The following is a 26,164-nucleotide window of genomic DNA, read 5'->3' as shown; positions in this document are numbered from 1 at the left end:
GGCAGTCTGCTCAAGAATAAGCGGAATAATTCCGTCTGAGGGGAGGACTATTCATGGGTTGGCTATCACTGTTGCCGCCGATCATCGCGATCAGTGTCGTGCTCTGGCGCAAGGAGGTGCTACTGGCCCTCATCCTCGCCATCTTCGCATCGGAAGTGCTGCAGCAGGCCAACATCATCACCGACATGCCCATCGCGGGCCTCGCCATGATGGACCGTATCGTTGCGGTGCTCACGGACGCTGACAACGCCCGCCTGCTGACCTTCGCGCTGATGATCGGTGCGCTCTTGGCCTTCATGTACCGCTCCGGCGGGGTGGCGGCTGTTGTGGATATCATCGTCTCACGCGGTTGGGTCAAGTCCGGGCGGCAGGCCAGCCTCACCTCAGCCATCGTGGGCGTGATCGTCTTTGTGGAATCGAACCTGAGCGTGCTGACCGCGGGCCTTGTCTCGCGCGGGCTGTTTGACCGCTACGGCCTGAGCCGCGCCAAGCTCGCCTATTTCATCGACAGCACCTCGGCCCCCGTGTGCATCCTTATCCTGCTGAACGGCTGGGGCGCCTTTGTGCTTGCGCTTCTGAACGCCTATGACTTCGAGATGAGCGCGGCCGAGATCCTCTGGGGTTCGGTAATCTTCAACTTCTACGCCATTGTGACGCTCATTATCGTCTTCTACTCGACCATCACCGGCAAATTCTATGGCCCGCTCGCGCGGTCCGAGAACAAGGACGTGTCGGATTTGGAAGAAAACGAAGTGGTGGAGGAGCAGTATGAGGCCACCCGCGCGCGTTTCATGATCCTGCCGCTCTTTGTCATGATCACCAGCATGATCGGCTTCATGCTCTGGACCGGGAACGGCGATATGGCAGCAGGCAGCGGCTCGCGTTCGATCCTCTATGCCACCGCACTTGGCTGCCTCACCGGCTATATCCTGCTGATCATGGACAAGAATTTCAGCCACAAACATATTGTCGACATCGGCATCAAGGGCATGAACGAACTGCTGCCGATCACGCTCCTGCTGCTGCTATCGATCGCGCTCGGCGCCAGCCTCAAGAGCCTTGGCACCGGCCAGTTTATCGCGGGTATTGTGGGCGAGAACCTGCACCCGCTCTTGCTCGCACCGCTGTTGTTTATCGCGGGCGGCATGATCTCCTTCTTCACTGGCACCAGTTGGGGCACCTTCGCCATCCTCATCCCGCTTGCCATGCCGCTTGTGGGTGTGTTCGACCTGCCGCCCGCCTTCCTGCTCGCGGCCATCCTCGGTGGCGGCGTGTTTGGGGACCATTGTTCACCAATTTCAGACACCACGCTCGTCTCCTCGCTCGCAGCGGGCTGTGAACTGCTGGACCACGTCCGCACGCAGCTCCCATACGCATTGACCGCAGGCGCCATCACCATCGTGCTTTACCTCGTCACCGGTATCTTCCTGATCTAACACCCGAAAAAGGCAACCACCATGCTTAGACAGCTTGCTCTCGCCACCCTCCTTCTCACCGCGCCCGTGGCGGAAGCGGACGCGCTCAAGAACACGGAGATCAAAGCTGTCGTTGATGACGCGCTCGAGAGCTTCATGACACCGGGCATGGCTGTCGGCATCGTCAAAGACGGCAAGGTGGTGCATCTCGCGGGCTACGGGATCAAGGACATGAACAGCCGAGAGGCGGTGACGCCCGACACCCTGTTCCGTATTGCCTCCACCACCAAGGCTTTCACATCTGCGGCGCTCGCCATCCTTGTGGATGAAGGCAAAATCACCTGGGACGACAAGGTGATCGACCACCTGCCCGACTTCCGCATGATGGACCCATGGGTGACGCGCGAGTTTACCATCCGTGACCTCCTGACCCACAGGAGCGGGCTTGGCGCAGGCGCGGGCGACCTGATGCTGTGGCCGGAACCTTCGGGCTTCTCACGCGACGAAATCCTCCATAATCTCAGGCACTTGAAGCCGGTTTCCAGTTTCCGCAGCGACTATGCCTACGACAATCTGCTTTATATCGTGGCGGGTGAGATTGTGCCGGCTGTCACCGGCCAGTCGTGGGAAGAGTTCGTGCAAACCCGCATCCTGAACCCGCTTCAGATGGGCTGCTATTCGGGTGACGCGCCGATGGAAGCGCTTGGCGATGTGGCAACGCCCCATAGCTGGCTGGACGGCAAACAGGTCACGGTGCCCCGGAACGCCATCACCGGCAAAGCCACGGTGTCGGCGGCTGCGGGCGGTATGGTCTGCAATGTGCGCGGCATGGCCACATGGATGCTGACGCAGCTTGAGGGCGGTGTAAGCCCTAATGGCACAAGGATTTTCTCCGAAGCACGTCGCGACGAGATGTGGAAATCCGAGACGCTTCTTGGCGTTGGCAGCCTCGACCGCGACTGGAACAACACCCATTTCCGCACCTATGCGCTGGCGTGGCGCAAGGCTGACGTGCTGGGTTATGAGGTGATTTCCCACACCGGTACACTCTCCGGCATGCAGGCCTACCTGAGCCTCGTGCCCGAGCTGGACCTTGGCATCATCCTCCTGAATAACGGCAGCCACTATGGGGCGCGGACAGCGGTGATGCAGGCGATTTTGCATGGTTATCTGGGCGGTGAGAAACGCGACTGGGTGAAAACCTACGCCGATTGGCTGGCCGCGCGCGAAGCGGCCAAGGCCCAGAAAGATGAGCGGCGCGAGGGTTCAGGCCAGATGTTCCTGAGCCTCGAGGTATACGCCGGCACCTACAAGGATACCTGGTTCGGCAAAGCCGAGGTCGCGCTCAAGGGCACAGAACTGCGGTTCGCGAGCGAAAAGTCAGCCAAACTGACAGGCAAGTTGGAGCCTTATGAGCAAAACACTTTCATCATCCGCTGGGATGACAAGCTGGTGGGCGAGGACGCCTTCGTGCGGTTTGAAACCGATATTTCCGGCAAGGTCACCGGCATGACGATGCACCATATGACCAGCGATTTTGATTTCAGCTTCGACATCCAGGATCTCAACTTTATTCGTGCGGAATAAAAAGAGGGTGCATATTCAGGAATATTCCTGAAAACCTACGCGAAAATTGCGCAAAACCTGTGCGTGAAATCGGCCCAAAAAGCCCGATTTTTTGCGGAAAGTGTGCGGGATATGCGCGGGTTTTGTGCGGGAAGTGTGCGATTATTCCAAGGCCCCGCACATGCCCCCGCCTTACCCACGCTGACCTGACGACCGCCTCCGTGTGTCCGACTTTTCGGCTTTTGGCGCGAGCGCAAAAGCACAGCCGACAATCAGCAGGTAACTATAGGCCACCGCCGGAATCTGTACCGGGAAATCGATCACCGCATGGGTGAGAATCTGGATGCTGGTGGTGAGCCCCAGCAGCACATAAATGGCATGCCGGGTAGAGGCGCGGGTAGCGAAGATGAAATAGACACAGACAAGGAGCGTGGCGAGGCACACCAGCGCCGCCATCGGGATGCCTGCCGTCATGGCAAGCTCCAGATACTCACTATGGGCACGGTCGAAAACCACAGGGATGTCTGTGCCGCGGTAACCACGGAACACTTCCTCAAAGGTTCCGAGGCCAAAACCCGTATATGGCTGGTCAGCAATTGCGCGCATCATATGGGCAAAGGCCTGGAAGCGCACCTCATCATCGACGCCGCCAGCAAGTCGCTTATCGAGCAGAGATCCGCTGACCGAGTAGATGAGCACAAAAGCGGTGATAAAGGCTGCGGCAAAAGCGAAGTTGCGCAGGCCGTCCTTGCCTGCCTGTGGTGCCACCCCGGCCCGCGGCATCTGAAAGCCCCACGTCAGCAGTAGACCAAGCCCGAGGAGCGAGGAGGAAACCCCAGCGCGCGAACCGGTCAGAAACAGGGCCGAGACCAACAGGAATGCCCCGAGGCAGCACCATGCGAAGCGCACGGCCTCATGCCCGAAAGCACCCCTACTCCACTCCCCGCCGCTGATGCGGAAACGATAGAGCATATGTGCCGCAAGGCACTGCAGTGCGAGGCCGCAGTAAGCTGCGTAATTGTTGCGGTTGACAAAAGTAGAAGTCAGAGAGCCCTTAGAAAATTCCTTCTTAAACCACAGAATGTAATTGTCTCCAAACACATAGGCGACGAGCCCATATGCCGCATAGGCAATGCCAGTCAGGGCAAAAAATAAAATAAGGTTGCGCGCGCGCGCGCCGCTCCCGCGGCCAGACCGTCGCGGCGTCGCAAACGCCGCAACAAGAACCAACCACACAATATGTGCTAAAACGAAGAGCGAAAAGTCGTGGGTCAACACCACGTTCGCGCTTATTATGCTTCTGTCGCCCAATACAGGCAGAGTCTGCGCCAGTCCCCAAAGGGAGAGTCCAATACCCGTCGCTACAGCAAACCAAAATGGCGGGGGCAGCTGCGGTGTCGACCGTTTGCGTGCCCAATAGAGGTAAATGAGACCACTGAGAGCCACATGTACCACCCAAATCCATTGCCAAATGGGTCTGGCGCTAGCAAAGGGTAGTGGGATAAGAAGTATTAATGAGTATAATATAATCTTCATGCCGTTGATTGCTCACGCCCTTAGCAAAATTCGCGCTGTATACTGGTCGCACAAAGGCGCTGTGATTTAAAGTGAATTGGCAACTTGACTGTCTTATTTTCTAGCTTTGGTTGGTAACCCGTGTGGGCAAGTTCATCCGCAAAACCAGCATTGATGAACTGCCGCAGCTTCTGAACGTGCTCGGTGGTTCCATGTCGCTGGTGAGGCCACGACCGCATGCCACAGCCACCAAGGCGCCGGGCAAGCTGTTTGAGGAAGGGGTGGACAACTATGCCGTACGCCACCGGGTAAAACCGGGCGTGACCGGCTGGGGACAAGTAAACTGCTGGCGTGGTGAGACTGATACGGAAGACAAGATCAAACAGCGTGTGGAGTGCGATATCTATTATATCCGCAACTGGAGCCTGCTGCTTGACCTCTTCATTCTTCTTAAAACCGCTTATGTGCTGTTTTTCGAGAAAGACAACGCTTACTAAAGCGAAACCCCGCACGCTGACGCACGGGGGTTTATTCAGAGGATGATCAGCCCAGCTTTTCCAGATTTTCAATCGACTTGATGCCGAGGCCTGGCGTGTCCGGCAGGGTGATCTCGGACGCGTCAAAGTTCGCAGCACCCCCAACCGGGTTGAACTGGCATAGGGACGGGCCGTCAAGGTCAGCCTTGGTGATCACGTTCGGTTTGGCGACCGCGAGGTGGGCGGCGGCGGTGACGGCAATACTGCTCTCGAGCATGCAGCCGATCATGCATTCCACACCGTAGACGGAGGCGATGTCCGCGATCTTGATCGCGTTCGAGAGGCCGCCGGTTTTCATCAGCTTGATGTTGATGATGTCAGCCGCCTGCATCTGGATAAGCTCAATCACCTCACGCGGGCCGAAAGTGCTTTCGTCCGCCATCACCGGGGTGCGTACACGTTCGGTGATATATTTCATGCCCTTGAGGTCTTCGCCCTTCACGGGTTGCTCAATCAGCTCCAGCTCAACGCCCGCGGCTTCAAGCTCATGGAGCGCGGCCACCGCCTGACGCGGCGACCAGCCCTGGTTGGCATCAAGGCGCAAGAGCGCACGGTCCTTGACCGCGGCATAGATGGCTTTCACGCGCTTGACGTCGACACCGATGTCCTTGCCGACTTTGATCTTGAGGGTCTCATAGCCCATGTCACAGGCGCGGATGCTGTCCGCGACCATTTTGTCGATATAATCCACACTGATGGTCAGGTCGGTCGAGAGCCGCGGCTGCCCGCCACCCAGAATTTTGTAAAGCGGCGCGTCGTAGAACTGCGCAAAGAGATCATAGACCGCGATCTCAACCGCCGCCTTGGCGGAGAAATTGTTGACGAGCGCACCCTGTACAATCTGTGTGATCTCATTGAGCGCGGTGATTTCCATGCCGACAAGGCGCGGCATGATATAGGTGCGGATGGCTTCAAGAATGGAGCCGTGCGTATCGCCGGTGATCACCGCGGTCGCGGACGCGCTGCCGTAGCCGGTGTGGCCGGTGTCGGTCTCGATCGTCAGCACGATGTCTTCGATATGATCGACGGTCCTGAGCGCTGTCTTGAACGGGGTGACAAGTGGCACCCGCAGCATACCTAGTTTATAGCCTGTTATTTTCATGGGACTGCCTACCTGTCAGCTTACCGGATCGATTTTACATTATAGACCGCATCAACATAGGTGCGTTCAAGTGAAGACTGAAGGGTGAGAAGCGGCGTGATCGACACACCGTTCAGGGTGCCCTTGTAGATTTCGCCATTTTCACCGAGATAATTGAGGCCTGTCACGTCATGGATGACGTAGGGGTTGCCCTCATATTGGCCGAGGATCATCATCACATGGCCGGGGATATAGACGAGGTCACCCACGTTCGCGGCGCGCAGCAACTTGTGCTTGTCCTCGCGCGGGGTATCTTTCTCGAACCGGCTGTTGATGCCGATCGTGCTTTTGCCCTGATCACCCGAATTGCGCGGCAGGATGATACCCATGCTGCGGTACACTTCCGACACAAACCCCGTGCAGTCGCGGCCATTGTAGCTGTGGCCCCAGCCGTAGCGTTCGCCGAGGAATTTGAACGCCTGACGGATGATGTTCTCTTCTGTGTACGGCAGGTAGCTGCCGATGCGGACATCCTGATTGCGCTGGATAAGCGCGTGGCGAAACTCAAGGCTGCCGTCATCAAGGCGCGTGGGCAACACCACCATGTGGGAGAGATACGGGTTCTGGCCGTAAAGGTTATGTGCAAGCTCCGCGGGGCGGTCGAGCGGCAGGCGCACGCCCATATCAAGCTGCACTTCCGAGACCGCGCTCATTTCCGGGTTATAGACGGTGAAGACTTTCGCCCCCGTCACCACAAGGAAATTCTCCGCCGCTTTATAATCAAGGATGGCTTCCTTGGGGCCGATGGCGAGATCGCGCTTCTGCACCCAGGCGATATAATTGTGGCTCTGGACCAGATACCACTGCCCGTCGGCGCTTTCATGGAGGATGACCACCACGTCTGCGGGGAACAGGGTCGATTCCTGAAAGCGGTCGATATCGAAGTTGGAAGCCCCTTCGCTGAAGATGCGGTCCATCGTCGGGTAGGTGCGCATGGGCGTGCGGCGGACAGCCAGCGCGAAGCGTAGCGGCACCTCATCAGCAATCTGATCTTCCGCAAGCGTCGCCTCATAGGCGGCAAAGTCCGCTTCCGTCAGCGTGCGGCCGTTCATATAGATGCGCGGGTACGAGGGCACATTGCTGATCGAACGCAGGCGCGCCTTCACCTCTTCGCCCGAAAGGCTCTCAGGGAAGCTTGCCAGGTCGAACATGGTGGGGTCGCCCGCCACGCTCTCGCCGTTCATCGCGTCAATCTCTGCCGCGCTCAAGAGCACACCGCTCGCGCTTTTATCCGCGCCCGCAGCAGCTGTCCAGAAATCCTGCGACAGGTGTTTTTCCTCAACACCAATCACGTCCGAGACAAACGGGTCGGCAAGGCCTTCCATCACCGCGTCATGCACCTCGCGCGCGTCCGTTTTCTGCTCGTCCGATGGGCTGCAGGCGGCGAGTGCCACCATGGCGGCAAGGGCGGTTGTCAGGAGTGAACGTGACATCATGAACCTCAATCAAAGCAGTGACAGGATTTTACCGACAAGCAGGCCACCGCCCGTGCCGATGATATAACCAAGCATGGCCATCAGGACGCCGATGGGGATCAGCGCGCGGGAATAGGCGGCCGCAAGAATAGGCGCCGACGCCACCCCGCCGATATTGGCAAGCGACGCCACACCGAGCGAGAAGAGGTCAAGCTTGAAGACTTTTGCCGCCGCCACCATGGCAAGGCCGTGCACCGCCAGCACCATAAGCCCGGCAACAACATAAATGGGCGCGGCGCCAAGCCCGGCAAGATCCGCGCGGGAGGCGATCAGGCCAATGATGGCATAGAGCATCACATTCGCGAGCTCACTTGAGCCCGCCATGCGGCCCATGGGCGTCATGGCGGCGATCACACCAAAGACGGTGGCAATCAGCACCGCCCATGTGGTGGCGGTAAAGAAACTGGTGGCTGGCAGCACGCCCGCGATGGCTTGCGCTATGGCACTGGCACCAAGCGCCGCACCCAGAAGGAACACAAGCGCGGTGAAATCGATGGGTTTGTCGGCCTCCGCCGCTTCAGCCTCAAGCTTCTCGCCGATACGGTCGATGGTATCGGTGTTGCTTTTTGTCCAGCGGTTGAAGGCCGCCGCATAGGGCACGAGCGCGAGGAGGAGGATAACCCAGAGCGCATAATCAACCGAATCCATCAGAAGTGCGTAACCCATGGCGGTATCGGGTACCTGAAGTGCGCCCTGGATGGCCGCCATGTTGCCCATGCCGCCCATCCAGCTGCCGGAAAGGGCCGCAAAGGCTTTCCACGCATCGGGCGCGAGCCAGTGCCCAAGGACGGCATAGGTAATGACAAAACCAAGGCCGATGCTGATGGCTGAGATAGCGAATGCGAGCAGCATGCGCGGGCCGAGGTCGATGATCTTCCTGAGATCACCCTTCATCAGCATGAGGAAGATCATGGCGGGCAAGAGATTGTTCTTCACGCCCGAATAGGTCTTGTTCACGCTCTCAGACTGTTCCCACACACCGACGGCGGCCATGACCATGACAATAAAATAAAGCGCAACCACACCGGGCAGGTAATCAAACAGACGCGATTTGCTCTTGGTCTCGAAAAGGCGGATCGACCCGCCGATGAGCATCAGAAGCGCCAGATATTGAAATCCGTCTGTGATCAAGGTGTTAACCTCCCAGTAACCTTGAGCCGCGATACTCGCGCTCATTCCCGCCAAACTGAACTCTATTAGTTGCACGTTCGACCTGAATTGTGCCCGGAATTATTTATTCCATCTTCCCAGACCGGTTCTATCAGATAGAAACGTTGCAGAAAAGCCTCTTTTTTTGACAGAAAAAGGACGCTAGGAATAAAAATTCTTTACAGAAGGAATAATTCATCGCATAAATTATTCTTCCATATTCTTGTGGCGGGGCGGAGGGGCGCTGCCGCAGCAACAAAAGCGAATGGGTGAGGAAATGAACGCACGGAATTTGCGAAAATACGCACTGATACTGGGGATGGGGGTCAGCACCGCCGCCCTTTCAACACATGGCGCTTTTGCCGCCAACAGCGACGGCTCCATCGCGGGTGTCGTCTCCAGCGAGAGCAATGCTGCGCTGGCAGGGGCCACCATTACGGTCCTTAATGAAGAGAACGGCTTCCGCCGCTCGGTCACCGCAGGGTCGGACGGCCAGTTCCGTTTTGCACGCCTGCCGGTGGGTACCTACAAGGTAACCGTCTCCAAGGACGGCTTCGAGCGCGCGGTATATGAGGAAGTGCGCGTCACCATCGGTGGCACCACGGACCTCAACGTTGCCATGAGCGCAGGCGACATGGCGATGGAGGAGATCATTGTCTCCGCCGGCTCCATGCGCGGCATCGACATGACATCAACCGAATCGTCCCTGAACATCACGGCAGCCGCCCTTGAGGATCTGCCGATCGTTCGTTCCGCGGACGCGGTCGCGCTTCTGGCACCCGGCGTGGTGCAGGGCCCGGCCTTCGGCGGTATCTCGTTCGGCGGTTCGTCGGTGGGTGAAAACTCCATCTTCGTGAACGGCCTCAACGTATCCGACGTGGAAACGGGTGTCGGCTTCTCCGACGTACCGTTTGCCATGTTCAAGGAATTCCAGGTCAAGACCGGCGGTTATTCCGTTGAATTTGGCCGTACGACAGGCGGCGTGGTGAACGCGGTTCTGAAGTCCGGTACCAACGAATTCCACGGTGGCGGCGAAGTGTTCTGGGAGCCAAATGCGCTCCGCGGTTCCGCCAACGACTTCTATAACCGTGATGGCGACAAAACGATCTACCGCAGCGACGATGTTGAAAACAATTTCAAAGCCAACATCCACCTGAGCGGCCCGATCATCAAGGACAAGGTATTCTTCTACGCCCTGTTCCAGCCGCGCATCAACAACGGCGAATACTACAACAACACCGGCACCAGCTTCTCGGATTATAAAGACAATTCGAGCTTCTGGGGCGGCAAGGTTGACTGGTTCATCACCGACAACCACTCGATCGAGGGTTTCATCTTCTCGGACGAGTACAAGGAAGTCACCGACCGTTTCCAGAGCGGCACCTATGCCGAGACGGCCACGAGCGAACGCGGCGGCACCAACTGGGCACTGACCTACACCGGCCAGTTCACCGACAATCTGACCGCCAAGGTCCTTTATGGCCAGAACAAGCGCAACTCGAACGACTACACCAACATCTCGACCGAGTGTAACCGCGTGTATGACGACCGCGAGGGTGTGGACACCAACATCGGCTGTACCACGCAGTTCCGGAACGACAACCGCATCAACTCGCGCGATGCGCTGCGTGTGGACGTTGAATGGCAAGTGAGCGATCACCTGCTGCGCTTCGGTTTCGACCACGAAAAACGCACCACCTTCATGGAGCGGGCGTCCGTGGGCCCAGAGATGGCGAACTTCACCATCTATGACACCCAGCCGGGCGACAGCGTGAACGACGTTTCCGTACCAGACGGGGTTTACGCCTATGTTCTCGCGCGTCAGGAAATCCGCGGCGGCACCTTTGATGCCAACACCTCCGCGGCCTACCTCGAAGACGTATGGACGGTGAACGACGAAGTGACCGCAACTCTCGGCGTTCGCTGGGACCGCTTCGACAGCAAGGACGCTGAAGGCAATTCCTTCATCAAGGTATCCAACATGTTCTCGCCGCGTCTTGGCGTTGCGTGGGATATCGGTGGTGAAGGCCGCATGAAGCTTTATGCCAACGCTGGCCGTTACTACTTCCCGATTGCGAACGGTCTTGCGGCGCGTGAAGGTGGCGGTACGGTTGATACCCGCACCTACTATGCCCTTCAGGGTCTCCTTGAAAACGAAACCTCTTCCGGCCTGACTAACATCACGCCACAACTTGGCCAGCAGATCGGCCAGGTGGTTCAGTTCGGTAGCGGCGAAGGCCGTGACGACAAAAAATTTGTTGTCGACCAGGACCTTGAGGCTTCGCGTCAGGACGAGTTCATCCTCGGTTTCGAGATGCAGATGAACGACCAGTGGGACTTCGGCGTTCGTGGTATCTACCGTGAATTCCGTGACGCAATCGAGGACATGCGCATCGATGTGGACGTGGCCGGTTGCGGCAACATCTCCAAGTGGGTGTTCGGTAACGTGGGCCGCGAGCTGACGATCGACCATGAGTGCGACAACGGCAACGTTCAGACCGTGACGGTTGACCTTGGCGAAGCACAGGCCTTCGGTTACGACCTTGACGGCGACGGCAACCCGGACCCGATTGGCTCCGACCGCCCGATCCGCAAGTACCGCGCGCTCGAGTTTGTTGCCAACCGTCACTGGGATGACACCTGGATGACCCGCCTCTCCTATACCCTGTCGAAAAGCACGGGTAACTATGAGGGCGGCGTGAACTCCGACACCGGCAACGACATCCCGGGATGGACCGAATCCGGCGATGACGTGATGTTCATCAACTCCAACTATGGCGTCATGGCGAACGACCACCGTCACCAGTTTAAGGCTTACGGCGCTTATGCCATCACGCCTGAGCTGACGATGGGTGCAAACTTCTCCCTGATCTCCGGCGCGCCGATCAACGCCCGTGCGTACGGCAACCCGTTCAACAGCCAGACCCGTAAAGAAGGCAACTACCTCTGCGTTGCCAACTGTATCGATCCGGGTGATGGCACATGGACGAGCCAGGACCGTGAGTTCGAGTATATCAAGCGCGGCCAGTACGGCACCACGCCGTGGCAGGTTCGCCTTGACCTGAGCTTCGACTACACGACCGACATCAACGGTTACGAGTTCTATGCCGGTCTTGACATCTTCAACGTACTGAACACCCAGAAAGCTTTCCGTGTGTATGAAATCATCACCGACGGCTTCAACGGCCCGAACGAGGATTTCCTCGCGGTCCGTAGCGCGGCACAACCGCGTTCGGTACGGCTGAATGTCGGCTTCAAGTTCTAAGTTCCGAAGCCGATAACGCGTAACGCGTTTCCCAAAGAAACTGAGTTCCGAGTACAAAAGGGCACCCAAGGGTGCCCTTCTTTTTTTGGCCGAAGTATTCTTTACTCCACCGGTTTCACCTTGCCGGGTGAATAGTCGGTCATCCTCAGTGTCAGGTCGTCAATGCCGCCTACGAAGGACCCATGCACCGCCCCGGTTTCGCGTTTGATCTGCTTCCATTCCTCATCAGCCATGAAACCTGCCCAGCCGTCCTGAAGCGCGGCCTCATTATCCCACCTGAGCAGATAGACAAAGCGTGTTTTCTGCGCCGTTTTCGATTCCCAGATTTCAAGAATATTGAAACCGTAGCGGTCTTTCATGATGCGCGCCGCATGGTCGCGGAAGCGGTCATGAAACGCATCCTTGTTGGTGTCAAAAATCTCATAGATGCGTAGCTGGTGGATCGGGCTCTCGGTCAGCGCCGCTGCCTGCGTGAGGGTGGATGCCGCAAACGCCAAAGCACTTGCAGCAAAAAATCCTGTAAGGGACCGTCTAGTGATCATGGTTGCCTCCTGAGCATTCATTGGTGGCGTAATGGGCGTGCGCGAACCCTCACCCAGTGTAGCACAGCGCCGCAAGGGGGTGATGCGACGGAGCGTTGCACGCATGCGGCCAAGCGCTAATCGCTTGCTTTCTCCTTCGCTTTGAAGGCAAGCGCAAGGTCGCGGGTGTGGGTCAGAAGCTCCGGCCCACCCACGGCACCATGGCCGGGCACCACGGTCTCTGCCTCGCTGAAGGTTTTCAGCACCCGCTCCATGGCGTCGTCCCAGTGCGCCGGGTCACCATCGGCATAGTAGCCGAGGTTCTTAGCTGAGGCCGCGCGCACAGCGCAGCCGCCAAACAGCAGCTTTTGTTCAGCCAGCCAAACAACAAGATTGTCGGTCGTGTGCGCGGCACCGGGGTACATGACCGTGAGCGGCCCGAGGGGGGACATGCCACCCGGCCGGGGGCTGACGGTGATAACGTCCGCTGGCGGCACGCGACCCGCCCTCTCAACCAGTTCGCGCGTTTTGGCCGACGCGTAGAAGGGGATACCGCGCGCCTTGAAGGCTTCCGCCCCCGCCGCGCGGTCTTCATGGAAGTGGGTGGCGACGGCGGCGTAAACCGGCAGGCCGATCTCGCGCTCGATCATATCAAGAAGGATTTCGGTGTTGGCGTCACCCCAGGCGCTGTCGACGATGAAAAGTGTATCGCCTTCCTTGACCACAAGCCCGTTCGCCGAGACCCGGTGACCGTTAAAGTCACCATAGGACACATGCATCCACACGCCGTCCATGAGCGGCACAAGTTTGACATCATCCTCATCCGCCGCATGGGCGATGGGCGCGAGCAACATGAGGGCAAAAGCCAGAAGAAAGCGCATCAAATCCTCCCCGGTGAAAACGCATAGGAATTGCTAGGCATCAACCGGGGCAAAAACATGGCGCGGCAGGCCTATTCCATCGCTGCCTTGCGCGCGGCGTGGGCTTCTTCGCCGGTGAAATCGAAGGTCTTGTTGCAGAACTGGCAGTTCATGCCGATTTTGCCGCCCTCAATCATATGGTCGATGTCGTCTTCGGGGAATTGGCTGAGCACACTCAGGAGCCGTTCGCGCTCACACCGGCAGCCCTTGATCATGTGGGCGCTTTCAAACACACGCACGCCGTCTTCGTTATAAAGCCGGAACAGGAGCTGGTCGAGGTCAAGCGCGGGGTCGAGAAGCTCGTCCGTCTTCACGCTGTGCATCAGCACCGAGGCGCGGTTCCACTGCTCTTCGGTTTCGCGGTCGAGGATACGTTCCTGCCCCACTTCACCGCGCGCCAGATGCTGCACCATGATGCCGCCCGAACGCCAGTTACCGGTCACGGCGTCACGCTCGCAGGCGAGGCGGATTTCCGTCGGCGTCTGTTCGGAATTGAGGAAATAGTTGCGCGCCACGTCAGAGAGCGTTTCGCCCTTCAGTTCCACGATACCCTGATAGCGCTCCATATCCGCGCCCTGGTCGATGGTGAGCGCGAGGTACCCGTTCTTGGAGCCGATGAGGCCCTCGAAGCTCGGGTTCTTGCCGTAAGTTTTGAGGCGTTCTTCATCAAGCTGGGCATAGCCGCGCAGGCGGCCAAGGCCGTCGCCCTTGGCTTCATAGTCCGCGACCATCATCGGCACCGGGCCCTGTGACTTGGTCTGCAGGGTGACGATGCCGTCAAACTTCATGATGTTGCCAAGGAGGGCGGCGAGCGTGATGAACTCACCCAGGATACGCGCCACCGGCTCCGGGTAATTGTGGGCGGAGAGGATCTGGTCTGTCACCGTGCCGAGGCGCACCGCGCGGCCGCGCACGTCCATGCCCTCAATGGCAAAGGGCCGCACTTCATTGTCGCGGCTGCCTTCAGGGTCCTGAATGACGATGGGGCGCTGGATATTGTCCTGAGACGGGATATCGACCATGGGATCTCTTCCATTTGAGGCCCGCGACCATGCCGCGAGCCCGTTTGTTCACGTTTCGGGGCGCTTTTATAGCTTCCCGAGGCACCATGCAAGGATGGCTTTTTGCACGTGCAGGCGGTTTTCCGCCTCGTCCCACACCACGGACTGCGGGCCATCCAGCACGTTATTGGTGACCTCCTCGCCGCGGTGCGCGGGCAGACAGTGCAGGAACACGGCACCCTCGGCCGCCTTGCTCATCAGCTCGCGGTTCACCTGGAAGGGTTCGAGCGCGCGCACGCGGGAGCCAGTCCGGTCATCACCCATCGACACCCAGGTGTCGGTGATGACAGCGTCCGCGTCCCACACGGCTTCCTCGGCGCTGGTGACCACACGCACGTCGCCGCCTTCGCGTTCCGCCCATGAGAGCACATCGTCATAGGGCGCCAGCGCTTCAGGGCAACCGAGCACAAGGGCAAACTCGAACTTCACCGCCGCTTCAATGAGCGAGGTAGCGACATTGTTGCCGTCCCCGACCCAGGCAACTTTCTTGCCTTTGATCGGGCCCAGATGTTCCTCGATCGTCATCACATCCGCCATCAACTGGCAGGGGTGCGAATGGTTGGTGAGCGCGTTGATCACCGGCACGTCGCCTTCTTCCGCCAGTTCCAGCACAGCCTCGTGCGTGTTGGCGCGGATCATGATGGCGTCCACATAGCGGCTCATCACCTTGGCGGTATCGCCAATCGTTTCCCCGCGGCCAAGCTGCATGGAACTGCCCTGCAGGATGATGGGTGATGCGCCGAGCTGGCGGGTTGCCACCTCGAAGCTGATGCGGGTGCGGGTGGATGATTTTTCAAAAATCATCGCGAGGTTATAGCCCTCAAGCGGGGCATTCGCGTCGACCTTGCCTTTCGGCCAGCCGCGTCGTGCCTCTTTCCATTCCTTGGCAGTCTCGAGGATGAGGCGGAGGTCCGCCGCAGGGATATCCTTGAGGTCAAGGAAGTGTTTGGTTTTAGGCACAGTTGTCATGATGTCATTTTCCTCATCTACAGGGCCCGGGAACCTTCCACCGGGCATAAAAAGTACCGGCGATCTACGCCGGTACACCTTTTTCGCGCCAATCGTTCATGGCGCTATCAAGCTTCTCGATGGCTTCATCGAGGTGCTCATCTTCAATAATCAGCGGCGGCAGCATACGGAGAACCATGTCACCGGCAACCGCCGGCAGCATGCCGCGACCAATCAGGTCCACCACCGCGCCGCGGGTCGGCACGTCCGGCATACGCAGGCCAGCCATCAGGCCCATGCCGCGCACTTCCGAGATAAAGTCACCGTGTTTCTGCTGCAGGGCGCCCAGGCGGGCTTGCAGTTTGTCGCCCATGTTCTTGGCGTGTTCAAGGAAGCCGGGTTTCAGCATCTCATCAAGCACCGCGTTACCGACAGCCATAGCGAGCGGGTTGCCGCCATAGGTGCTGCCGTGGGTGCCAACAGTCATGCCGCTGGCGGCCTCTTCGGTTGCAAGGCAGGCACCGAGCGGGAAACCACCACCGATACCTTTGGCTGCGGTTACGATATCCGGCTTGATGTCGGACCATTCGTGGGCGAACAGCTTGCCGGTCCGGCCCATGCCGCACTGGATTTCGTCGAATACAAGCAGGAGGCCGTTCTCGTCACAAAGGTCACGGAGCGCTTGCATCTTTTCCTTTGAGAGTGGGCGGATACCGCCTTCACCCTGCACCGGCTCAACCATGATGCCGCCTGTCTCGGGGCCGATGGCGGCCTTTACCGCATCAATGTCGCCAAAAGGCACAACGTCAAAACCGTCCGGCAGCGGCTCGAAACCCTTGGTGAGCTTTTCCTGGCCCGCCGCAGCGATACCCGCAAGCGTACGGCCATGGAAGGCGTTTGCCATGGTGATCAGGCGGTATTTGCCCTTGTTGCCTTTGTCATAGTGATACTTGCGCACCATCTTGATCGCACATTCGATCGATTCCGCGCCCGAGTTGGTGAAAAACACCGTGTCGGCGAAGCTGGCTTCGGTCAGGCGTTTCGCCAGTTTGTTGCCCAGCGGAATTTCATACGTGTTGGCGGTGTGCCAAAGCTTGGCGGCCTGATCCTGGATCGCCTTTACAAGCGTCGGGTGGCTGTGGCCAAGGCACATCACACCGATCCCGGAATAAAAATCGAGGTATTTCTTGCCGTTTTCGTCAAAGAGATACATGCCTTCCCCGCGCTCGAACGCAACGGGAATACGGGCATAAGTTGGCATCAGGGGCGCAATCACGTCTTCTCTCCTTCGGGGCCGCTTCGGGCTCCTCGATCCTTGTCCATTGGGGTCCCTCCCCTCTTTCCCGCGTGTGCAAATGATGTGCGAAAAAAAGGCGATAGCCGGAACGCGGTCGCGCCCCGGCTTGAGCGCCAGAGGATGCCGGTATGGGCAAACGAAGTCAATGGGGTGACGCGGCGGAAACCGGGCTTTTTCGCTTTATTTTCTGGAGCGTTGCGTAAGTTCGGCTATCGCCTGACAGGCCGCCCCATTACTGCCTTACCCCTCTTTCATGATAGGCTGTCAGTACAGATGGTTCAGGCACAAGCTATGGGGGCTTTATGCAGTTGCGCGCATTCTTTCTTTTCATAATTCTCAGTGCCCTTGCACTGACGGCACCGCTTCGGGCGCAGGAGGCCAGCATTGGGCGCGACGACCGTGCGATTGAAGCGCAGATTGAGGCCGTTTACGCCAGTTATGACCGCTTCTCCCAGGTGGAAGCAGCGGTTAGCGCCGGGGTGGTGACCCTGTCGGGCACCGTGCTCGAGACCGCACAGATCAGCGAAGCGGAAGAGCTTGCCCGCAAGGTAGGTGGCGTAATTGATGTGGAGAACCACATCACGCTCGACACGTCGGTCGCGGAACGGGTGCGCCCCGCGTTTGAACGCCTGCACGAACGCACCACGCAGGCGATCAGCATGCTGCCGCTGATTGGCGTCGGTATTGTGGTGTTTGCCGTCATCATCTCGCTTGGCTTTATCCTCACCCGGTTCGAGTGGCCTTATAGCCGCATTGCACCCAACGAATTTGTGGAAGACCTGTTGCGCCAGCTTGTGCGCATTGTGTTTTTCATTGTCGCTTTTGTCGTCGCGCTCGACATCGTTGGCGCGACAGCTCTTCTCGGCACCATCCTCGGGGCGGCAGGCATTGTGGGCCTTGCCATCGGGTTTGCGGTGCAGGACACCATCGAGAATTATATCGCCAGCGTCATGCTATCGGTCCGGCAACCATTCCGGCCCAATGACCTTGTGAAAATCGACAGCTTTGAAGGACGGGTGATGCGCCTGACCTCCCGCGCGACGATTTTGATGACGCAGGAAGGCAACCATGTGCGCATCCCAAACGCCAAGGTGTTCAAGGGCGTGATCATCAACTACACCCGCGCGCCAGAGCGGCGCTTCCATTTCACCCTTGGCATCAATGCGGACGGGGACATCCAGAAAGCCATCCATCTGGGGCTTGAGGCGCTGGGTTCACTCGCCTTTGTGCTGAAGGACCCTGCCCCCATGGTGCGCGTGGAGGAAGTGGGCGATTCGAGTATCATCCTCTGGTTCGGCGGCTGGATCGACCAACGCACCACCAATTTCTTTGCCGCGCGCGGTGAAGCGATCCGCGTCACGAAGGATGCGATGGAGGCCGGCGGCCTTGAGCTGCCTGAGCCGATTTACCGCCTCAAGCTCGAGGGCATGATGCCCGGCATGGTGCAGGAGGATATTGCGGAGCCCATGCCAAAACCCGCAAAGCCGAGGAGTCCGGAAAGCGCCGCACCGCCCGTCAATGTGCATAGCCCGAGCCTCGCCGACCCGGTGGAAGAGAAAGTGGAAGCCGAACGTGACGAAGGCGGCGACGAGGACTTACTCAGCGAACATGCCGCGCAGGAGTGAGCCCTAAGCCTTCAGGCGGTAGCCGGTTTTGAACACGCGGTAGACCGCAAAGGTGAGCACAAGGTTGATGCCGAGCGTATAGGCAAGGCCGATCATGAGGTTGCTGTCCCCGGTGCCGATAAAGCCATAACGGAAGCCGTCGATCATATAGAAGAACGGGTTCAGGTGGCTGAACACCTGCCACGAGGTGGAGAGGCGCTCAATCGAATAAAAGGTGCCGGAGAGAAGGCTTAAGGGCGCAATCACAAAGTTGGTGATGGCGGCCGCGTGGTCGAACTTCTCCGCCCACACGCCGGTGAACACACCAACAAGCGCCAGCATGGTGCAGGCCGCGACCGAGAAATAGAGGATCGGCCAGATATGTGCGACCGTCATGGGCACACCGGGCATCAGCACAAAGGCAAGACCGACCGACATGCCAACCGCAAGACCTCGCGTAATGCCGCCCGCAACAAAACCGATGGTAAGCTCAAGCGCGGAGAGGGGTGGCATGAGCGTGTCGACAATATTGCCCTGCACCTTGGCAATAAGGATGGAGGACGATGTGTTCGCGAACGCATTCTGTAGCATGGCCATGACAATCAGGCCGGGGGCGAGGAACTGTGCGTAAGGAAGCCCAGCAATCTGGCGGCCTTCACCGCCAAGCGCGAGGGTGAAGATAATCATGAAGAGGATGGTTGTCACCGCAGGTGCCGCAAGCGTTTGCGCCCAGACCTTCATGAACCGGCGCGTTTCGCGCAGGTAAAGCGTCCAGAGGCCGATCCAGTTCACTGCACCGATGGTGCGGGCGCCAAGGTCGGGGAAGCTTTCCGAATTGTCATGCAGGGTCGCGCTCATGGGACTTGTTCCTTCCGCTCGCGTGCTTATCTCTTGTGGGCATTAGGGGGCCGAATGACCCGGCAACACCATATGGGTATGAATGTTCCCTTGGCAAGTGCCCTATCAGGGCGATATAAGCGGGGAAAGACTCGGGTGCGCGAGAGCGCCGCACCCCCAGGTAACAAGATAAGGATACCATCATGGCATGGACGGACGAGCGGATTGACCAGCTCAAGAAACTTTGGGACGACGGCCTGAGCGCAAGCCAGATCGCCAAGGAACTGGGCGAAGGTGTGACGCGGAACGCGGTCATCGGCAAGGCGCACCGGCTTGGTCTCAAGTCCCGCCCGTCGCCGGTGAAAACCGACAAAGAGAAGAAAAAAGCCGCACCGAAGAAGGTCGCCAAGAAGTCGGACAAGCAGCTTGTCACGCTTCTCGACCTCACGGACCGCATGTGCAAATGGCCGCTTGGCCACCCGGGTGATGCTGATTTCCATTTCTGTGGCAAGGCGTCCGAGCCCGGCATGCCATATTGCGCAGGCCACTGCGCGGAAGCCTATCAGGCGCAGCCGCCGCGGCGCGACCGTCGCCCGCAACCGAAACAGCAGATCCTTTAATAGGCAGTCGCTGATTCGATTCGGTAGGCCGGCGGCCATCACGAACTTGTCAGATTTTTAGTTAGCGCTTGCCCCCCAAAGGGCAGGCGCTAATCTTATCAGCAACTGTCAGGCATCCTTCAGGAGGGGATTTTATGAAAATGACCAGCAAACGTGCACTGGTAGCCGCCGCGACCGCCGCCGTGGTTTTTGCCGCGAGCAGCATGTCGTCCGCGCACGGCGACGAGGAAAAACGTTTTGCCGAATCGCAGTACCGTCATGACGTGATGGAACTGGCGAAATATTCGCTCAGCAACATTGTGCAGCACCTGCAAGGCAAGGCATCCCAGGAAGGCGACGTGGCCAAACTTGCGGAAGTGATGGCGCTGTCGGCTGAAATGTCCAAAGCGGCGTTCGAAAAAGACACACGCGGCATGGAAGGCCACACCGAAGCCAAAGACGGCATCTGGGACAACTGGGACGATTTCGCGGACCGGATGGACAAATATGCCGCTGACACCCGTGCGCTGGCTGACGCTGCGAAGTCTGGCGACATGAGCCAGATCGGCCCGGCGTTCAAGAAAGCGACCAGCAACTGTAAATCCTGCCACGACGAATACCGCAAATAAGCGGTCTCTCCTGCAGCAGAGACAGAGAAGCGCGCCACCACGGGCGCGCTTTTTTATTGGTTAGAAAATGCCGTACCAGACGGCAGCTGCCACCGCGGCGAAAAGCACAAGCGCAAGAAGTGGATTAGCAATCTTCGGCGCGCTAACGCCTTCATTCACTTCGCGTGTGCCGGTGATCATGGGGCCGACAAGGTTGGCCTTGCGCCTGACCCCATAGGCAATGATCGCAAGGATATGCACGCCCACAAGGCCCATGAGGGTGAAACCAATGATCTCATGCACTTCCGTAAGGTCTTCGGCGAAGCCGCTGTCGATACTGTCAGCGAGCGGGCCAGAGAAAAGCATGGCATCGGTTGAATAAAGCCCGAGCACCGTTTGCGCCGCGAGGAGCAGGAGCATCAGTAGAACCGACAACCCGCCAAGGGGGTTGTGGCCAACCCGCGCATAGGGCGCTTCGCGCATGGCACCTTTGGCATAATCAAGCGTTGCCTTGGGCCCGCGCAGGAAATGGCTGAAGCGTGACGTTTCCGAGCCGATCAGACCCCACAGTACGCGCCAGATCACGAGCGCGAGGATCGCGACGCCCGAATAGACATGGATGTCGGCATAGATGCCGAATTTGTCCTGAAAGGCGGAATAGGAGGAGAGTGCGAACAGGAGAACCAGCACCCAGTGAAAAAGCCGTGTGCCACCGTCCCAAACCTTGATCTTCATCTCGCGTTTCCCCTTAGTCAGCCAACATGGCCTCGATGGCCGTCACGATATTATCTGCGTTCGGTAGCCACGCCGCTTCCGCCGCACGGCCATAGGGCACCGGCGTATGCAGCGGCGTCAGCGCCCTCGGTGCTGCCTTCAGCGCACCAAATGCCTCCTGCGCGACGAGCGACAGTACCGCATCGGCAAAACCGCCAAAGGCCGCGCCTTCATCCACCACGAGCAGATGCGCGGTTTTCATAACACTTGAGAGGATCAGCTTTGCATCAAGCGGCTGGATGGTGCGCGGGTCGATGACCTCCACATTGATGCCGTCCGCCGCCAGCGCATCCGCCGCCTGAAGTGCCTGATGCAACATGGCGGAGGCCGCGACGATGGTCACATGCTCACCCGCGCGGGCAATGCGCCCTTCGCCAAGCCTCGCGGCAGGCAGGCCGTCCGCGACCTCACTTTCAAGACCATAGAGCCCCTTGTGTTCAAACAGCATCACCGGCGCGTCGCTGGCGAGAGCGGCCTTGAGAAGACCCGCAGCGTCCGCCGCTGTTGCCGGTGCTGCGACAATAAGGCCGGGAATGCTGGCTGCGAGGCCGTGCAAGGACTGGCTATGTGTCGCGCCTGAGCCGTCCCCCGCGCCCATGGTGGTACGGATGACAAGCGGCAGCTTGACCCGCCCGTTTGAGAGGAACCGCAATTTCGCGGTCTGGTTCATCAGCTGGTCGAAACACACACCGAGGAAGTCGGAGAACATGATCTCGACCACGGGCCGGAGCCCGGTCATGGCCGCACCCGTGGCCATGCCAAGGAAAGCAGCCTCGGAAATGGGTGTGTCTATCACCCGCTCGCGGCCAAACTTTGCGGCCAGGCCACGGGTCACCCCAAAGGGGCCGCCCATCTCGTCCGTGCCGTCAGCGCTTGCGCCGCCCACAATATCCTCGCCCAGCACCACCATATTGTCATGCGCGGCCATCAGCTCATGCATGGCGGTATTCAGCGCGTCCCTGATCGTCATTTTGGCCATCAGAAACCTCCCGCCGCTTGCCATGCCGCAAGGGCTTCAGCGCTGCCGTCCTTCGACTTTTCGGCCTTGCTGACAATTTTGTCCGCCTTTGAGGTAGCAGCGGCGACGATGGTGTCGAGCGTTGCCTCATCGGTTTCTTTCTTGATGAGCATGTCCCGCAGGCGTTTGAGCGCGTCCTGCCGCTCACCGTCCGCGCGGTAGACTTCCGCGTCACCGTGATAGTGGCCGCTCAGGCGCGAGATCTTGGCCTCGATAAACGCGGGGCTTGCGGTTTTCCTGACCCAGCCGACCATACGGTCCGCGGTCTTGAACATGGCCACGGGGTCCGTGCCGTCCACCTGATCGGCAGCAAGACCAAAGGCCCGCGCGCGGCCAATGAGCGACCCGCCGGTGACCTTTTCACTGGGCGTCGATTGACCGAAGCCGTTGTTGATAACCACAAACAGAAGCGGCAGGTTGAGGGAGGCCGCGAGGTTGAGCGTCTCCATCACCACGCCCTGATTGCCGGCGCCGTCGCCCATGAAGGTGACAGCAATACCGCCCGTGCCCTTGGTTTTGGCGCTGAGCGCCGCACCCGCCGCCAGCGGCACCTGCCCGCCAACAATCCCGTTCGAGGTGAGGAAACCCACGCTAGGGGCCATCAGGTGCTGCGTCCCGCCAAGGCCTTCCGACAGCCCGCCCTTGCGACCGAGAATTTCACGCGCAAGTGCCAGCGGGTCCACCCCGCAGGCCAGCGCTAGGCCATGGCTGCGGTGCGAGCCGGTGACCTGATCCTTCGGGCCATCAAGGAGGTTAATGACCGCAAGTTCCACAAGTTCGGCGCCTGAGTTCAGATGCACGAGACCGGGCACTGCACCCGCGTCCGCCGCGACAGCAATACGCGCCTCAAACGCGCGAATGAAATGCGCCTTTTCAAAGAATGATATCAGCTCGGTATCGTTCATATATCCTCAGGGTCTATGCGGCCTTACCTCTGTTTCTACCGGGCCTTTCGCCCAGTGTTAACCATGTTGGTTATCAAAATCACAATAAAGTGGTGCAATCCTTGGCAAAATAGGTCATAAGCCCACGGCTTCCCCGTGAAATTGCCATTGACTCAGAGCCCTCGCTCCCCATATGTAAAACCTGAGTAAATTGGTATGATTTATCCGGCAGCCTTGGAAACCCAAGTGTTGCGCCGCGATAACAGAGAATCACACAAGGATCGATGCCGTGATTCGGCTTACAAACCTAGCAGATTACGCCGTGGTGCTGATGTGCGAAATGTCGCACACGGATGACAGGCTGAGCGCGCAGGACCTTTCCGCCGCCACCAGCATCCCCGCGCCGACGGTCGCCAAGATCCTGAATGCGCTCGGGCGGGCGGAGCTTTTGAAGTCCCACCGCGGGCTCAGGGGCGGTTTTGCACTCGCACGCAGTGCGGACGAGATTACGGTCGCGGATATCATTGAGGCCATTGATGGCCCGATCTCGCTGACCCACTGCGCCGACACCGGCACAAGCGACTGCTGCTTTGACGACATTTGCCAGATGCGCCCGCGCTGGCAGGTGATCAACAGCGCGGTCAAAAGTGCACTGGCAGATGTGAAACTGTCCGCCATCGCCTCCTTCGGGTCGGGCGAAGAAATTGCAGCGCGGTTTGAAAAACGCGCGAAATCTGCCTGAAGCATTTCAGGCGTATGAGTTTGAACTTTGATGTAAGGAGCCGCCGTTATGGCTGGAACCGCTGAAGCACAAAAACAGATCGCTGAAGTCACCGGCGACTATAAATACGGCTTTGTCACCGATATCGATATGGATATGGCACCCAAAGGCCTGTCCGAAGAGGTGATCCGCTTCATTTCCGCGAAGAAGGAAGAGCCCGAGTGGATGCTTGAGTGGCGGCTGAAGGCCTATGCCATGTGGCTCAAGATGGAAGAGCCGGACTGGGCCAAGGTCAGCTTCCCCAAGATCGACTATCAGGACGCTTATTATTTCGCCGCACCGAAGAAGAAAGACGGCCCCAAAAGCCTCGACGAAGTAGACCCTGAGCTCCTTGCCACCTACGAGAAGCTTGGTATCCCGATCCGGGAGCAGGAAGTACTCGCAGGCGTTCAGGGCTCCGCCAAGGTCGCCGTGGACGCAGTGTTCGACAGTGTCTCGGTCGCGACCACCTTCCGCGAAGAGCTCAAGAAAGCCGGCGTGATTTTCATGTCGATCAGTGAGGCGATCCGCGAATATCCGGACATGGTGAAAAAATACCTCGCGTCCGTCGTGCCGGTGCGTGACAATTATTTCGCCGCGCTCAACTGCGCTGTGTTCACCGACGGTACCTTTGTTTATGTGCCCAAGGGTGTGCGCTGCCCGATGGAGCTTTCGACCTATTTCCGCATCAATGCGGAGAACACCGGCCAGTTTGAGCGCACGCTGATTGTGGCCGATGAAGGGTCGTATGTCTCCTACCTTGAGGGCTGCACCGCGCCGATGCGCGACGAAAACCAGCTTCATGCCGCTGTGGTGGAACTCGTGGCACTTGATGACGCGGAAATCAAATATTCAACGGTGCAGAACTGGTACCCGGGCGACAAGAACGGCAAGGGCGGCATCTATAACTTCGTGACCAAACGTGCGCTCTGCAAAGGCAAGAACTCGAAAGTCAGCTGGACGCAGGTTGAGACCGGCTCCGCCGTTACGTGGAAATACCCATCCTGCGTGCTCGCGGGCGAAGGCAGCGTGGGTGAGTTCTATTCCGTTGCCGTCACCAACAATTACCAGCAGGCCGATACCGGCACCAAGATGATCCATATGGCGCCGAACACGCGCTCCACCATCATCTCCAAGGGTATCTCGGCAGGCAAAAGCCAGAACACCTACCGGGGCCTTGTGAAGGTGCTGTCGGGTGCTGAGAACGTACGCAACTATACCCAGTGCGATAGCCTCTTGGTCTCAAGCGAATGCGGCGCGCACACGGTGCCCTATATCGAAGTGAAAAACCCCACCGCGCAGATCGAACATGAGGCCACCACCTCCAAGATCTCGGAAGACCAGCTTTTCTACTGCCGGGCGCGCGGTCTGGGCGAAGAAGAAGCCGTCGCAATGATCGTGAACGGTTTCTGCAAGGAAGTAATGCAACACCTGCCAATGGAATTTGCCGTCGAAGCGCAGAAGCTTCTCGGTATCTCCCTTGAAGGCAGCGTGGGTTAAGGACGGACAAGAAAAATGCTTAAGATCAACGACCTTCATATCAGTGTCGGCGACAAGGAAATCGTCAAAGGCCTGAGCCTTGAGATCAAGCCGGGCGAAACCCACGCGATCATGGGCCTCAATGGCGCGGGTAAATCCACCCTCGCCGCCACCATCGCGGGCCGCGACGATTATGATGTGACCTCCGGCAGCATCGAGTTCGAAGGCAAGGACCTTCTGGAGCTTGAACCGCACGAGCGTGTGGGTGAAGGCCTGTTCCTCGGCTTCCAGTATCCGGTGGAAATTCCCGGCGTGTCGAACCTCAATTTCCTGCGCACGGCTCTCAACAGCATCCGCAAATATCGCGGGCTTGATGAGATGTCAGCGGCCGAGTTCATGAAGCTGGTGCGCGAAAAAGCCAAGGCGCTGAACATGGACCCTGAAATGCTCAAGCGTTTTGTCAACGTGGGCTTCTCGGGCGGGGAAAAGAAGCGGAACGAGATGGTACAGATGGCTGTGCTTGATCCCAAGCTTGCCATCCTTGACGAGACCGATTCCGGCCTTGATATCGACGCGCTCAAAACCGTCGCCGAGGGCATCAACGCCCAGCGCCGCGATGATACAGCGATCCTGCTGATCACCCACTACCAGCGCCTGCTCTCTTACGTGCAGCCGGATGTGGTGCATGTGATGATCGACGGCCGCATCGTGAAATCGGGCGGCAAGGAACTGGCGCTTGAGCTTGAAGAAAAAGGCTACGCTGACGTCGCGTAAGGATTAAGGGTAGCAGTT

The 26,164-nt window shown here is 58.7% G+C and carries 22 protein-coding genes and 1 pseudogene; 10 read left to right on the top strand and 13 right to left on the bottom strand.

Annotated features, from left to right (window positions below):
- The first annotated feature begins 53 nt into the window (after positions 1-53).
- Both B150_RS0111945 and B150_RS0111940 read left to right on the top strand, forming a co-directional pair.
- Positions 54-1,436 carry a Na+/H+ antiporter NhaC family protein gene (locus B150_RS0111945; protein ID WP_020400164.1) on the top strand — a complete coding sequence of 461 codons (1,383 nt, stop codon included), beginning with the start codon at positions 54-56 and terminating at the stop codon, positions 1,434-1,436.
- A gap of 21 nt (positions 1,437-1,457) precedes the next feature.
- Positions 1,458-3,002: a serine hydrolase gene (locus B150_RS0111940; RefSeq protein WP_020400163.1), complete on the top strand. Its 1,545-nt coding sequence runs from the start codon at positions 1,458-1,460 to the stop codon at positions 3,000-3,002.
- 171 nt (positions 3,003-3,173) lie between these two features.
- On the opposite strand, the gene B150_RS23320 is transcribed toward B150_RS0111940, so the two are convergent.
- Positions 3,174-3,953, bottom strand: a complete 780-nt coding sequence (locus tag B150_RS23320; protein WP_162139696.1) for an O-antigen ligase family protein — start codon at positions 3,951-3,953, stop codon at positions 3,174-3,176.
- Positions 3,954-4,630: 677 nt separating this feature from the next.
- Here B150_RS23320 and B150_RS0111930 point away from each other — a divergent pair.
- A pseudogene (locus B150_RS0111930) lies at positions 4,631-4,993 on the top strand (sugar transferase); the annotation flags it as partial.
- Between the two features lie 46 nt (positions 4,994-5,039).
- On the opposite strand, the gene B150_RS0111925 reads toward B150_RS0111930, so the two are convergent.
- The 3 genes from B150_RS0111925 to B150_RS0111915 are packed head-to-tail and all read right to left on the bottom strand — an operon-like array spanning position 5,040 to position 8,779.
- Positions 5,040-6,134, bottom strand: a complete 1,095-nt coding sequence (locus B150_RS0111925; RefSeq protein WP_020400160.1) for a dipeptide epimerase — start codon at positions 6,132-6,134, stop codon at positions 5,040-5,042.
- Between the two features lie 20 nt (positions 6,135-6,154).
- Positions 6,155-7,609, bottom strand: coding sequence for a C40 family peptidase (locus tag B150_RS0111920; protein ID WP_211205943.1), 1,455 nt, complete (start codon positions 7,607-7,609; stop codon positions 6,155-6,157).
- A gap of 9 nt (positions 7,610-7,618) precedes the next feature.
- The gene (locus B150_RS0111915) at positions 7,619-8,779 is read right to left on the bottom strand and encodes a DUF819 family protein (RefSeq protein WP_025896778.1); all 1,161 of its coding nucleotides are present in this window, start codon (positions 8,777-8,779) and stop codon (positions 7,619-7,621) included.
- 295 nt (positions 8,780-9,074) lie between these two features.
- On the opposite strand from B150_RS0111915, the gene B150_RS0111910 reads away from it, so the two are divergent.
- Positions 9,075-12,062 (top strand): TonB-dependent receptor, encoded by a 2,988-nt coding sequence (locus B150_RS0111910; protein ID WP_025896777.1) that lies wholly within the window; start codon positions 9,075-9,077, stop codon positions 12,060-12,062.
- A gap of 101 nt (positions 12,063-12,163) precedes the next feature.
- Here the strand turns inward: B150_RS0111910 and B150_RS0111905 are convergent, their stop codons facing one another.
- The 5 genes from B150_RS0111905 to B150_RS0111885 form a co-directional block, all read right to left on the bottom strand.
- Positions 12,164-12,604: an NIPSNAP family protein gene (locus B150_RS0111905; protein WP_081611431.1), complete on the bottom strand. Its 441-nt coding sequence runs from the start codon at positions 12,602-12,604 to the stop codon at positions 12,164-12,166.
- A gap of 116 nt (positions 12,605-12,720) precedes the next feature.
- Positions 12,721-13,464 (bottom strand): subclass B1 metallo-beta-lactamase, encoded by a 744-nt coding sequence (bla, locus tag B150_RS0111900; RefSeq protein ID WP_020400155.1) that lies wholly within the window; start codon positions 13,462-13,464, stop codon positions 12,721-12,723.
- Between the two features lie 71 nt (positions 13,465-13,535).
- Complete coding sequence (locus B150_RS0111895; protein ID WP_020400154.1) at positions 13,536-14,525, bottom strand: Hsp33 family molecular chaperone HslO; 990 nt, start codon at positions 14,523-14,525, stop codon at positions 13,536-13,538.
- A gap of 66 nt (positions 14,526-14,591) precedes the next feature.
- Positions 14,592-15,533, bottom strand: a complete 942-nt coding sequence (argF, locus tag B150_RS0111890; RefSeq protein WP_020400153.1) for an ornithine carbamoyltransferase — start codon at positions 15,531-15,533, stop codon at positions 14,592-14,594.
- A gap of 64 nt (positions 15,534-15,597) precedes the next feature.
- Complete coding sequence (locus tag B150_RS0111885; protein WP_020400152.1) at positions 15,598-16,788, bottom strand: aspartate aminotransferase family protein; 1,191 nt, start codon at positions 16,786-16,788, stop codon at positions 15,598-15,600.
- A 323-nt stretch (positions 16,789-17,111) separates the two neighbouring features.
- Here B150_RS0111885 and B150_RS0111880 point away from each other — a divergent pair, with 323 nt between their 5' ends.
- Positions 17,112-18,434 carry a mechanosensitive ion channel family protein gene (locus B150_RS0111880; RefSeq protein WP_020400151.1) on the top strand — a complete coding sequence of 441 codons (1,323 nt, stop codon included), beginning with the start codon at positions 17,112-17,114 and terminating at the stop codon, positions 18,432-18,434.
- Positions 18,435-18,437: 3 nt separating this feature from the next.
- Here the strand turns inward: B150_RS0111880 and B150_RS0111875 are convergent, their stop codons facing one another.
- The gene (locus B150_RS0111875; RefSeq protein WP_020400150.1) at positions 18,438-19,271 is read right to left on the bottom strand and encodes an ABC transporter permease; all 834 of its coding nucleotides are present in this window, start codon (positions 19,269-19,271) and stop codon (positions 18,438-18,440) included.
- Positions 19,272-19,453: 182 nt separating this feature from the next.
- Here B150_RS0111875 and B150_RS0111870 point away from each other — a divergent pair, with 182 nt between their 5' ends.
- Together B150_RS0111870 and B150_RS22435 are read left to right on the top strand one after the other, a co-directional pair.
- Positions 19,454-19,870 (top strand): GcrA family cell cycle regulator, encoded by a 417-nt coding sequence (locus B150_RS0111870; protein WP_020400149.1) that lies wholly within the window; start codon positions 19,454-19,456, stop codon positions 19,868-19,870.
- A gap of 134 nt (positions 19,871-20,004) precedes the next feature.
- Entirely contained in the window at positions 20,005-20,478 is a 474-nt protein-coding gene (locus tag B150_RS22435; protein ID WP_020400148.1) for a c-type cytochrome, read from the top strand.
- Positions 20,479-20,538: 60 nt separating this feature from the next.
- Here B150_RS22435 and B150_RS0111860 read toward each other — a convergent pair whose 3' ends face one another.
- The 3 genes from B150_RS0111860 to B150_RS20815 are packed head-to-tail and all read right to left on the bottom strand — an operon-like array spanning position 20,539 to position 23,154.
- The gene (locus tag B150_RS0111860; protein ID WP_020400147.1) at positions 20,539-21,192 is read right to left on the bottom strand and encodes a cytochrome b/b6 domain-containing protein; all 654 of its coding nucleotides are present in this window, start codon (positions 21,190-21,192) and stop codon (positions 20,539-20,541) included.
- A 13-nt stretch (positions 21,193-21,205) separates the two neighbouring features.
- Complete coding sequence (locus tag B150_RS0111855; protein ID WP_020400146.1) at positions 21,206-22,210, bottom strand: alpha-ketoacid dehydrogenase subunit beta; 1,005 nt, start codon at positions 22,208-22,210, stop codon at positions 21,206-21,208.
- A complete protein-coding gene (locus B150_RS20815; protein ID WP_020400145.1) occupies positions 22,210-23,154 on the bottom strand; it encodes a thiamine pyrophosphate-dependent dehydrogenase E1 component subunit alpha in 945 nt (314 codons plus the stop codon). Before B150_RS20815 ends, B150_RS0111855 begins: the two co-directional genes overlap by 1 nt.
- 268 nt (positions 23,155-23,422) lie before the next feature.
- On the opposite strand from B150_RS20815, the gene B150_RS0111845 reads away from it, so the two are divergent.
- From B150_RS0111845 to sufC, 3 genes are read left to right on the top strand one after another with little or no spacing between them, the layout of a single operon-like run.
- The gene (locus B150_RS0111845) at positions 23,423-23,875 is read left to right on the top strand and encodes an SUF system Fe-S cluster assembly regulator (protein WP_020400144.1); all 453 of its coding nucleotides are present in this window, start codon (positions 23,423-23,425) and stop codon (positions 23,873-23,875) included.
- A 48-nt stretch (positions 23,876-23,923) separates the two neighbouring features.
- The gene (gene sufB / locus B150_RS0111840) at positions 23,924-25,393 is read left to right on the top strand and encodes a Fe-S cluster assembly protein SufB (protein ID WP_020400143.1); all 1,470 of its coding nucleotides are present in this window, start codon (positions 23,924-23,926) and stop codon (positions 25,391-25,393) included.
- A gap of 15 nt (positions 25,394-25,408) precedes the next feature.
- Positions 25,409-26,146: a Fe-S cluster assembly ATPase SufC gene (gene sufC / locus B150_RS0111835; protein WP_020400142.1), complete on the top strand. Its 738-nt coding sequence runs from the start codon at positions 25,409-25,411 to the stop codon at positions 26,144-26,146.
- The last annotated feature ends 18 nt before the right edge of the window (positions 26,147-26,164 follow it).

The organism is Kordiimonas gwangyangensis DSM 19435 = JCM 12864 (assembly GCF_000375545.1).
Lineage (GTDB): Bacteria > Pseudomonadota > Alphaproteobacteria > Sphingomonadales > Kordiimonadaceae > Kordiimonas > Kordiimonas gwangyangensis.
Note: the sequence above shows the minus strand (reverse complement) of the source record. Positions and strands in the feature narration are given on the sequence as shown.